Source organism: Streptomyces sp. NPDC029296 (assembly GCF_055569255.1).
Map to the genome: position 1 here is coordinate 205,924 of NZ_JBVHXT010000009.1, position 10,016 is coordinate 215,939.

The window sequence follows — 10,016 nt, forward strand, 5'->3', positions numbered from 1 at the left end:
AACACACCCCCGCCCAGCCCCGAAGGGGGGGGGTGGGGGGCAGGCCGTTTTCCCTTCCCCTCCCCTCGGTGGGGGGGTCGCGGGGGGGGGGGGGGGGGGGGGGGGGCGCCCCCCCCCCCCCCCCCCCGCCTCCTGGTGCGGTCGGCTCAGACGGCGAGCGCCTGGGCGCGGCGCTTCACCTCCGTGCCGCGATTCTCGCTCAGGGCCTGCGCGGGGGTGCCGGGCAGGGTCGGGTCGGGGGTGAAGAGCCACTCGATCATCTCTTCGTCCGTGAAGCCGTCGTCCCGCAGCAGCGTCAGGGTCCCGGACAGGCCCTTGACCACCTTGTCCCCGTCGATGAAGGCGGCGGGGACGTGCAGCGCCCTGTTCTCACCCCGGCGTACGGCGATGAGCTGGCCCTCCTTGACCAGCTGCCGGACACGCGTCACCTCGACGCCGAGCATCTCGGCGATGTCGGGGAGGGTGAGCCAGGCGGGGACGAGAGCATCGATCTTTGCGTCAATCTCGGTCACAGCACCTAGGGTAGGCGCTCGGCGGGCGCGGCCGCGAAAGGCCGCCGGCCGGCCGCGGCGCCGTTGTGGCTGGTCGCGCCCCGTGCCCCCGGTGGCGGCGTCAGTCGGCCGTGGCGTTCTTGAGCGGCCGGGCCGCGTCCGCCAGGGCCTCGGCGTCCATGGTCCGGCCCGCCTCGATCAGCCGGCGGCCCTGGGCCAGGTCGCGGGGGCGGCCCACGGCCAGCAGGGCCACCAGGCGGCCCTCGTCGAGCCAGCACACCGTCCAGGACGGGCCCGCCGGGTCGCCGCGCCACACCATGCGGTCGGCCGCGGTGTGGTGGCCGGCGTACTGCACGAACCGGCCGAACTGCTCCGACCAGAAGTAGGGCACCGGGTCGTAGACCGCCGTCGCCTCGCCGAGGACGTCCGCGGCGACCGTGCGCGGGCCCTGGAGGGCGTTGTCCCAGTGGTGCACCAGGAGGCGTTCGCCGTAGCGGGCGGAGGGGAAGGACGCGCAGTCGCCGACGGCGTACACGTCCGGCAGGCGGGTGCGCAGCCGGTCGTCGGCGAGGACCTCGCCGTGCGCGCCCAGCTCCACGCCGGAGCCGGCCAGCCAGGCGGTGGCGGGGCGGGCGCCGATGCCGACGACGACGGCGCCCGCGGGCAGCCGGGTGCCGTCGGCGAGCAGCACCGCGCCGGGCTCGACGCGGTCCACGCGTGCGCGGGTGCGCAGGTCGATGCCCGCGTCGGCGTACCAGCCGGCCATGGGCGCGGTGACCTCGGCGGGCAGCGCGCCGGCCAGCGGGTGGTCGGCGGCCTCCACGACGGTGACCGCGCAGCCGGCCTCGCGGGCGGCGGTGGCGAACTCGGCGCCGATCCAGCCGGCGCCCACGACCACGATGTCGTGCTGCCGGGCGAGGACGGGTCGCAGCCGGGCGGCGTCGTCCAGGGTGCGCAGGAGGTGCACGCCGGGCACGCCCTCGGCGCCGGGCAGCGCGACCGGTTCGGCGCCGGTGGCGAGGACCAGCACGTCGTAGGGCACCACGCCGTGCTCGGTGTCCAGCTCGCGCGCGGCGGGCCTGAGGGCCCGCACCTCGCAGCCGAGCCGCAGTTCGACGCCGAGGGAGTCGAAGTCCACGTCGAAGGCGGAGCCCTCGGCCGTGCCGAGCAGCACCGCCTTCGACAGCGGCGGCCGGTCGTACGGCTGGTGCGGTTCGGCGCCGATGACGGTCACCGGGCCCTTGAAGCCCTGTTCCCGCAGGGCGACCGCGGTCTGCACCCCGGCCATGCCCGCGCCGGCGACGACCACGCGCCGCTCCTGTGCCGTGCCCTCGTACGGTGTCTGCTCGCTCACGCGATCACCATAGACACATGACGGAACGTCAGTCAGCGGATGTGCTCGGTGACCTGCTCCACAACGCTGGTGCCGGAACCCGGCGCGGACTCCCACTCCCAGGTCTCCGCCAGCCGCAGCCGCCCGTCCGCCAGCTCCTCCACCGTGGACACGCAGTGCCCCGAGGCGGTCGTCCCGTCGGTCCTGAGCTGTACGTACCGGAAGTCCAGCCGGTCCCCCTCGCGGGTGCCGACCAGATGGCCGCGGACGACGTCGCCGCCCGCGTAGTCGGCCCAGATCGCGCCGTCCTCCTCGTGGTAGGCGAACCGGGTGCGGGTGCCCACCTGGCCTGGGGCCTGGTCCGACACGGGGGCGAAGGACAGTCCGTCGAGCGAACGGGCCATGAAGCGGGGCTCCCTTACGGGTGAGGAGGACGGCGGGCTAGGGTGGCCACCGTACAAGCACTCGCGGGAGCCCGGACGACCGGGCTGAGAGGGAGGCTCGCGGCCTCCGACCGTACGAACCTGATCCGGGTCATGCCGGCGAAGGGAGGGGCTTACCGCCCATGTCGTCACGTACGTCCGACGTCCTCGTCATCGGGGGCGGGATCATCGGCCTGGTCACGGCCTGGCGCGCCGCGCAGCGCGGGCTCGCCACCGCCGTCGTGGACCCCGAACCCGGGGGCGGGGCCGCCCGGGTGGCGGCCGGGATGCTGGCCGCGGTCACCGAGCTGCACTACGGCGAGGAGACCCTGCTCGCCCTGAACCTGGCGTCCGCGCGCCGCTATCCGCGGTTCGCGGCGGAGCTGACCGAGCTGACCGGCCACGACCTCGGCTACCGCCGCTGCGGCACCCTCGCCGTCGCGCTGGACGCCGACGACCGCGCCCACCTGCGCGAACTGCATGCCCTCCAGCAGCGCCACGGCCTGGAGTCGGAGTGGCTGTCCGGGCGGGAGTGCCGGCGCCTGGAGCCGATGCTGGCGCCGGGGGTGCGCGGCGGACTGCGGGTCGACGGCGACCACCAGATCGATCCGCGCCGGCTGGCCGCGGCCCTGGTCGTCGCCTGCGAGCGGTCCGGCGTCGTCTTCCACCGGGTCCGGGCCGGGCGCCTGGACGTGGCCGGGGACCGGGCCGATGGGGTCACCACGGCCGACGGGACCGCGCTGCGCGCCGGGCGGGTGGTGCTCGCGGCGGGCAGCCTGAGCGGGCGCCTCGCGGGCGTGCCGGCCGAGGTGCTGCCTCCGGTGCGGCCGGTCAAGGGACAGGTGCTGCGGCTGACCGTGCCGCCCCGGTACGCGCCGTTCCTGAGCCGGACCGTGCGGGCCGTGGTGCGCGGCGGCCAGGTCTACCTGGTGCCCCGGGAGAACGGCGAGCTGGTCGTCGGCGCCACCAGCGAGGAGCTGGGCTGGGACACCACGGTCACCGCCGGCGGCGTGTACGAGCTGCTGCGCGACGCCCACGAGCTGGTCCCCGGCATCACGGAGCTGCCGCTCACCGAGACCCTGGCCGGACTGCGCCCCGGCTCCCCCGACAACGCGCCGCTGCTCGGCCCGTCCGCCCTGGCCGGGCTGCTACTGGCCACCGGGCACTACCGCAACGGGGTGCTACTCACCCCGGTCACCGGGGACGTGCTGGCGCACGCCCTGGTCACCGGCGAGCTCCCGGAAGAGGCGCGTCCGTTCACCCCCCGGCGCTTCGGCGCCGCCCCCATGGAACAGCTGGAGCAGCCCGCATGAGCAACTCCGTCACCATCTCCGTCAACGGCGAACCCCGCCGTGTCGCCCCGGGCACCGCGCTGGACGCGCTGGTCGGCACCCTCACGGCGGCGCCGCGCGGGGTGGCCGCCGCCGTCAACGAGACCGTCGTCCCGCGCACGCGGTGGGCGACGACCGCGCTCGCCGAGGGCGACCGCGTCGAGGTCCTCACCGCCGTGCAGGGAGGCTGACTCATGGCCGACGATTCCCTGGTCCTCGGGGACCTGACCCTCTCCTCCCGGCTGATCATGGGCACGGGCGGGGCACCCAGCCTGGAGGTGCTGGAACGGGCGCTGGTCGCCTCCGGTACGGAGCTGACGACCGTCGCGATGCGCCGGGTGGACCCTTCCGTGCACGGCTCGGTGCTGTCGGTGCTGGAGAAGCTCGGCATCCGGGTGCTGCCGAACACGGCGGGCTGCTTCACCGCCGGGGAGGCCGTGCTGACCGCGCGGCTGGCCCGGGAGGCGCTGGGCACCGACCTGGTCAAGCTGGAGGTCATCGCCGACGAGCGGACGCTGCTGCCGGACCCGGTGGAGACGCTGGAGGCGGCGGAGACGCTGGTCGACGAGGGGTTCACGGTGCTGCCGTACACCAACGACGACCCGGTGCTCGCGCGCCGGCTGGAGGATGCGGGGTGCGCGGCCGTCATGCCGCTGGGCTCGCCGATCGGGTCGGGGCTCGGGATCCGCAACCCGCACAACTTCCAGCTGATCGTGGAGCGGGCGCGGGTGCCGGTGATCCTGGACGCGGGGGCCGGTACGGCGTCCGACGTGGCGCTCGCGATGGAGCTGGGGTGCGCGGGGGTGATGCTGGCGTCGGCGGTGACACGGGCGCAGGAGCCGGAGCTGATGGCGGCGGCGATGCGGCACGCCGTGGAGGGGGGCCGGCTGGCCCGGCTCGCGGGGCGGATCCCGCGCAGGTATCTCGCCGAGGCGTCGTCTCCCGCCCAGGGGCTGGCGGTGCTGGACCCCGAGCGCCCCGCGTTCTGAGCGGCGGCGCGGGCATCCGTCGCCCGCGTGTGTCGCGTCACAGGTCGGCTTCAGTACCGGTGCCGTCCGCGGCGGACGGGCAGGGCCGCCGGTCGGTCCTCGTAGACTCGCCTGCGTGGATACGACCCTTCAGGACCCCCTCGTCGGGCAGGTGCTCGACGGCCGGTACCGCGTCGACGCGCGGATCGCGGCGGGCGGGATGGCCACGGTCTACCGGGCCCTGGACACCCGCCTGGACCGTGTGCTCGCGCTGAAGGTGATGCACCCGGCGCTCGCGGCCGACGGGGCCTTCGTCGAGCGGTTCATCCGGGAGGCCAAGTCGGTCGCCCGGCTGGACCACCCCAACGTGGTGCAGGTCTTCGACCAGGGCACCGACGGGTCGTACGTCTATCTGGCGATGGAGTACATCGCCGGCTGCACCCTGCGGGACGTGCTGCGCGAACGCGGGGCCGTGCAGCCGCGGGCCGCGCTGGACATCCTGGAGCCGGTGCTGGCCGCGCTCGGCGCCGCGCACCGGGCCGGGTTCGTGCACCGCGACATGAAGCCCGAGAACGTGCTGATCGGCGACGACGGCCGGGTCAAGGTGGCCGACTTCGGTCTGGTGCGCTCCGTGGACACGGTGACCAGCACCACGGGCGCCGTGCTCGGCACCGTCTCCTACCTCGCGCCCGAGCAGATCGAGAACGGCACCACCGACCCGCGCGTCGACGTGTACGCGTGCGGGGTGGTCCTGTACGAGATGCTGACCGGCGCGAAGCCCTTCTCCGGACAGTCCCCGGCCCAGGTGCTCTACCAGCACCTGCACGCCGACGTGCCCCCGCCCTCCGCGCTGGTGCCGGGCCTGCCCGGGGCGCTGGACGAGTTGGTGGCGTCGGCCACCGCGCGCACCCCGGACCTGCGCCCCGAGGACGCGGTGGCGCTGCTCGCCGAGGCCCGTGCGGCCCGGCTGACGCTGAGTGACGAGCAGCTGGACGCGCTGCCCCCGCAGGCGCTGATCGCCGGGCACGACAACGCCGAGGACCGTACGAGCGTGATCCCGCGCGCGCTGACCGTGCCGCGGCCCCGGCCGGTCGGCGAGGACGTCCCCGGGGAGCCCGGCGCGGACGGCGCCGGCCGCACCGCCCGGCTGCAGGTCCCGCCCGTGCCGCCCCGCCGGCGCCCGGCGCGGCCCCCGCGCACGGTGCTGGCGCTGGTCGTGGCCGTGCTGCTGGTGCTCGGTGTGGGCGCCGGGGTCTGGTACATCAACTCGGGCCAGTTCACCAAGGTGCCGCCGCTGCTGGCGAAGACCGAGGCGCAGGCGCGGGACCGGCTGGAGTCGGCCGGGCTGGACGCCGGCCAGGTCAAGCGCGCCTACAGCGACACCGTCGACCGGGGCACGGTGATCGGCTCCGACCCGGCGCCCGGCGCCCGGATACGGGACCACGGCAAGGTCACGCTGACCGTGTCGCTGGGCCCGGAGACGGTGAACGTGCCGAACGTGGAGGGGCAGTCCCTGGCGAAGGCGCGGGCGCGGCTGAAGGCGGACGGCCTGGAGCCCGGCATGGTCACCCGGGAGTTCAGCGAGGACGTGCCGAGGGGCTCGGTGATCCGTACGGCGCCGGACGCGGGCACGAAGCGGCACGCGGGCTCGGCGATCGCGCTGACCGTCAGCAAGGGCAGCCCCGTCGACGTGCCGGACGTCACCGGCGACGACCTGGACAGCGCGCGGGAGGAGCTGACGGACGCCGGGCTGAAGGTGAAGGTCGCCCCCGAGCGGATCCACTCCTCGGAGTTCGACGCGGACACCGTCGCCGCGCAGAGCCCGGACGAGGGCGGCGAGGCCGCCGAGGGCGACACGGTGACGCTGACGCTGTCCAAGGGGCCGGAGATGGTCGAGGTCCCGGACGTGGTCGGCGACAGCGTGGACGACGCCCACGAGGCGCTGGAGGACGCGGGCTTCGACGTGGACGAGGACCGCGGGCTGCTCGGGCTGTTCGGCGACACCGTGAAGAAGCAGTCGGTGGAGGGCGGCGAGACGGCGCCCAAGGGCTCCACCGTCAAGATCACCATCCGGTGACCGGTCTCACCGCGGAGCGCGGCCCCGGGCGGGGGCGGACATGACACCCTGAACGGGTGAGTCCCGTTCAGTCCCCCCTCCCCCGCAACCCCGTCGGCAGCCATGTCCCCGTGGCCGGCGGCCTGCACTCCGTCGGGCTGTCCTACGCCCGCGACCTGAAGGCGGAGACCGTGCAGGTCTTCGTCGCCAACCCGCGCGGCTGGGCCACGCCCGCCGGCAACCCGCGGCAGGACGAGGCGTTCCGCCAGGCGTGCGCCGAGGAGTCGATCCCGGCGTACGTGCACGCCCCCTACCTGATCAACTTCGGCTCGCACACCGAGGCGACGGTGGAGCGCTCGGTGGGGTCGCTGCGGCACTCGCTGCGGCGCGGGCGGGAGATCGGCGCGCTCGGCGTGGTGGTGCACACCGGGAGCGCGACCGGCGGCCGGGCCCGGGAGGTCGCGCTCAAGCAGGTGCGCGAACACCTGCTGCCGCTGCTGGACGAGCTGACCCACGACGACGACCCGTTCCTGCTGCTGGAGTCGACGGCCGGGCAGGGCGCCTCGCTGTGCTCGCGCACCTGGGACCTCGGGCCGTACTTCGAGGCGCTGGACGCCCACCCGAGGCTGGGCGTGTGCCTGGACACCTGCCACGTCTTCGCCGCCGGGCACGACCTGACCGGGCCGAGCGGCATGCACCAGACGCTGGACCTGCTGGTGGAGACCGTCGGCGCGGGCCGGCTGAAGCTGATCCACGCCAACGACTCCAAGGACGTGGTGGGCGCGCACAAGGACCGGCACGCGAACATCGGCGCCGGCCACATCGGCGAGGACCCCTTCCGGGCCCTCATGACGCACCCCGCGACCGAGGGCGTGCCGCTGGTCATCGAGACCCCGGGCGGCAAGGAGGGGCACGCGGCGGACGTGGAGCGGCTGAAGAAACTTCGCCAGGACTGACTGGGAATACCCCTAGGGGGTATATGGTTCCCGCTCGGTGCGGGAACCACTACCTGACATGGGGGCAGTCATGCGGCACGAGGCACACACCGGACACGGACACCAGGACGCACACCGGCACGCCGACCACGCGGGGCACGGACAGCACCCCGGCCACTCCGGCCACTCCGGCCACGGACACCAGCACGGCGAGCACACCGGACACGGGCACCACGCCCCCGCCGCCACCTGGCCCATGGCCGCCCAGGCCACCCTGCACTGCCTGACCGGGTGCGCCATCGGCGAGGTGCTGGGCATGATCCTCGGCACGGCGCTCGGCTGGGGCAACCTGCCGACCATGCTGCTCGCGATCGTGCTGGCCTTCTTCTTCGGCTACTCCCTCACTCTGCGCGGGGTGCTGCGGGCCGGCGTCGGCCTCCGTACGGCCTTCCGGGTGGCGCTGGCGGCGGACACCCTGTCCATCGCGGTGATGGAGCTGATCGACAACGGGGTGATCCTGGTCTGGCCGTCGGCGATGGACGCCATGCTGGGCGACGCGCTCTTCTGGATCTCGCTCGCCGTCTCGCTCGTGATCGCCTTCGTGGTGACCACCCCGGTCAACAAGTGGACGATCGGCCGGGGCAAGGGCCACGCGGTGGTGCACCAGTACCACCACTGAGGCCGGGCCCCGCCCGGCCGGGGACCGACGCGGGACTTCAGAGCTCGGGGCCGTCCCCGGGCTCCTCCTGGTAGGAGTAGCGCTGCTCCTTCCAGGGGTCGCCGATGTTGTGATAGCCGCGCTCCTCCCAGAAGCCGCGGCGGTCGGCGGTCATGTACTCCACGCCCCGGACCCACTTCGGGCCCTTCCAGGCGTACAGGTGGGGGACGATCAGGCGGACCGGGAAGCCGTGCTCGGCGGTGAGCAGCTCACCGTCCTTGTGGGTGGCGAAGAGGGCCCGCTCGGAGCAGAAGTCCGCGAGGCGCAGGTTCGAGCTGAAGCCGTACTCCGCCCAGACCATCACATGGGTGACGTCCGGCGCCGGCGGCGCGAGGTCGAGGACGGCGCTCGCCGGGACGCCGCCCCACTCCGCGCCGAGCATGCTGTACTTCGTCACGCAGTGCAGATCGGCCACCACGGTGGTGTACGGCAGGGCCGTGAACTCCTCGTGGGTCCAGGTGCGCTTGCCGCCGTCGGCGGTGGCGCCGAAGACCCGGAACTCCCAGCGTTCGGGCCGGAACTTCGGCACGGGCCCGTAGTGCGTGACCGGCCAGCCCCGCTGGAGCCGCTGACCCGGCGGAAGCTCGGACCCTGCCGCTGCCCCAGACTCTCGCTCCACCGGATGACCCATGTATCCATCCTGACAGACCCCGGGCAGTGCCCCCGACCACCCGCCCCCGAATGGGACAATTACGTACAAGTCAGTGCGTACTTACTAAGTACGCACTTACTGGACGATCTTCCCCGCCGGTGCAATCATGCGGCGCTATCGGCCCGGTCCACCTGGAAGGAGTCCACAGCATGCAAGGCGACCCCGAGGTCATCGAACTGCTGAACGAACAGCTGACCGCCGAGCTGACCGCGATCAACCAGTACTTCCTGCACGCCAAGCTCCAGGACCACAAGGGCTGGACCAAGCTCGCCCGCTACACCCGGGCGGAGTCGTTCGACGAGATGCGGCACGCCGAGATCCTCACCGACCGCATCCTGCTCCTCGACGGGCTGCCCAACTACCAGCGGCTGTTCCACGTGCGCGTCGGGCAGACGGTGACCGAGATGTTCCAGGCCGACCGGCAGGTCGAGGTCGAGGCCATCGACCGGCTGCGCCGGGGCGTGCAGCTGATGCGGGAGAAGGACGACATCACGTCGGCCAACGTCTTCGAGGCGATCCTCGCCGACGAGGAACTGCACATCGACTACCTGGACACCCAGCTGGAACTGGTGGACAAGCTCGGCGAGGCGCTGTACCTGTCGACCGTCGTCGAGCAGAGCCAGCCCGACTCCTCCGGTCCGGGCACGAGCGGCTAGGCCGCGTCGTCCAGTCGCACGAGGGCCGGGGCGTGCCGCTCGACCAGCTCCCGGCGCGGGCAGGCGCCGCGGCCGAGCAGGGCCTGGATGCGCCGGACACAGCCGCCGCAGTCGGTGCCGGCCTTGCAGGCGGAGGCGATCTGGCGCGGGGTGCAGGCGCCGTTCTCCGCGTGCTGCTTGACCTGGTCCTCGGTGATGCCGAAGCAACTGCAGACGTACACGCGGGTTCACCTCCCCGTGGGGTTCGCTGTTCGGTGCTCTCTCCGTTCCCGGTGAGGCAAACCTAACCTAACCCATGCCGTGGCACCCGGAAAAGCGGTCGGGGGGGGGGGGGGGGGGGGGGGGGGGGGACAGGGGGGGGGGGGGGAGGGAGGGGGGGGGGGCGGAGACAGCGCCGCTTGCCGCCTCTCCCCTCTCCTCCCCCTGGCAAACCACCCAACACCGAAGCCCCAGA

The 10,016-nt window shown here is 73.8% G+C and carries 12 protein-coding genes and 1 riboswitch; of the genes, 7 read left to right on the top strand and 5 right to left on the bottom strand.

Going from position 1 to position 10,016, the window contains the following annotated elements; translation table 11 throughout:
• Nucleotides 1-146 precede the first annotated feature (146 nt).
• From ACZ4W9_RS10770 to ACZ4W9_RS10780, 3 genes are all read right to left on the bottom strand, one after another.
• Complete coding sequence (locus ACZ4W9_RS10770; protein WP_071372419.1) at nt 147-512, bottom strand: Rv2175c family DNA-binding protein; 366 nt, start codon at nt 510-512, stop codon at nt 147-149.
• Nucleotides 513-612: 100 nt separating this feature from the next.
• Nucleotides 613-1,845, bottom strand: a complete 1,233-nt coding sequence (locus ACZ4W9_RS10775) for an NAD(P)/FAD-dependent oxidoreductase (protein WP_467934676.1) — start codon at nt 1,843-1,845, stop codon at nt 613-615.
• A 32-nt stretch (nt 1,846-1,877) separates the two neighbouring features.
• Nucleotides 1,878-2,228 (bottom strand): avidin-fold protein, encoded by a 351-nt coding sequence (locus ACZ4W9_RS10780; RefSeq protein WP_467934677.1) that lies wholly within the window; start codon nt 2,226-2,228, stop codon nt 1,878-1,880.
• A gap of 53 nt (nt 2,229-2,281) precedes the next feature.
• Nucleotides 2,282-2,392: riboswitch (TPP riboswitch) on the top strand.
• On the opposite strand from ACZ4W9_RS10780, the gene thiO reads away from it, so the two are divergent.
• The 6 genes from thiO to ACZ4W9_RS10810 all read left to right on the top strand — a co-directional run bounded on the left by thiO (nt 2,390) and on the right by ACZ4W9_RS10810 (nt 8,215).
• Nucleotides 2,390-3,559 (top strand): glycine oxidase ThiO, encoded by a 1,170-nt coding sequence (gene thiO / locus ACZ4W9_RS10785; protein WP_467934678.1) that lies wholly within the window; start codon nt 2,390-2,392, stop codon nt 3,557-3,559. (Overlaps the previous riboswitch by 3 nt.)
• Nucleotides 3,556-3,768, top strand: coding sequence for a sulfur carrier protein ThiS (gene thiS / locus ACZ4W9_RS10790; protein WP_467934680.1), 213 nt, complete (start codon nt 3,556-3,558; stop codon nt 3,766-3,768). Before thiO ends, thiS begins: the two co-directional genes overlap by 4 nt.
• 3 nt (nt 3,769-3,771) lie before the next feature.
• Entirely contained in the window at nt 3,772-4,566 is a 795-nt protein-coding gene (locus ACZ4W9_RS10795; protein WP_467934682.1) for a thiazole synthase, read from the top strand.
• A 115-nt stretch (nt 4,567-4,681) separates the two neighbouring features.
• Entirely contained in the window at nt 4,682-6,622 is a 1,941-nt protein-coding gene (gene pknB / locus ACZ4W9_RS10800; RefSeq protein WP_467934683.1) for a Stk1 family PASTA domain-containing Ser/Thr kinase, read from the top strand.
• A gap of 56 nt (nt 6,623-6,678) precedes the next feature.
• Nucleotides 6,679-7,557: a deoxyribonuclease IV gene (locus ACZ4W9_RS10805; RefSeq protein ID WP_467934684.1), complete on the top strand. Its 879-nt coding sequence runs from the start codon at nt 6,679-6,681 to the stop codon at nt 7,555-7,557.
• 70 nt (nt 7,558-7,627) lie between these two features.
• Entirely contained in the window at nt 7,628-8,215 is a 588-nt protein-coding gene (locus tag ACZ4W9_RS10810) for a DUF4396 domain-containing protein (RefSeq protein ID WP_467934685.1), read from the top strand.
• Between the two features lie 37 nt (nt 8,216-8,252).
• On the opposite strand, the gene ACZ4W9_RS10815 is transcribed toward ACZ4W9_RS10810, so the two are convergent.
• Nucleotides 8,253-8,885 (bottom strand): sulfite oxidase-like oxidoreductase, encoded by a 633-nt coding sequence (locus tag ACZ4W9_RS10815; RefSeq protein WP_467934687.1) that lies wholly within the window; start codon nt 8,883-8,885, stop codon nt 8,253-8,255.
• A gap of 170 nt (nt 8,886-9,055) precedes the next feature.
• On the opposite strand from ACZ4W9_RS10815, the gene bfr reads away from it, so the two are divergent.
• On the top strand, nt 9,056-9,562 hold the full coding sequence (gene bfr, locus ACZ4W9_RS10820; RefSeq protein WP_467934688.1) for a bacterioferritin: 507 nt from the start codon (nt 9,056-9,058) through the stop codon (nt 9,560-9,562).
• Here the strand turns inward: bfr and ACZ4W9_RS10825 are convergent.
• Nucleotides 9,559-9,783, bottom strand: a complete 225-nt coding sequence (locus tag ACZ4W9_RS10825) for a (2Fe-2S)-binding protein (protein WP_467934690.1) — start codon at nt 9,781-9,783, stop codon at nt 9,559-9,561. The two genes, bfr and ACZ4W9_RS10825, sit on opposite strands and share 4 nt — an antisense overlap.
• Between the last annotated feature and the right edge of the window lie 233 nt (nt 9,784-10,016).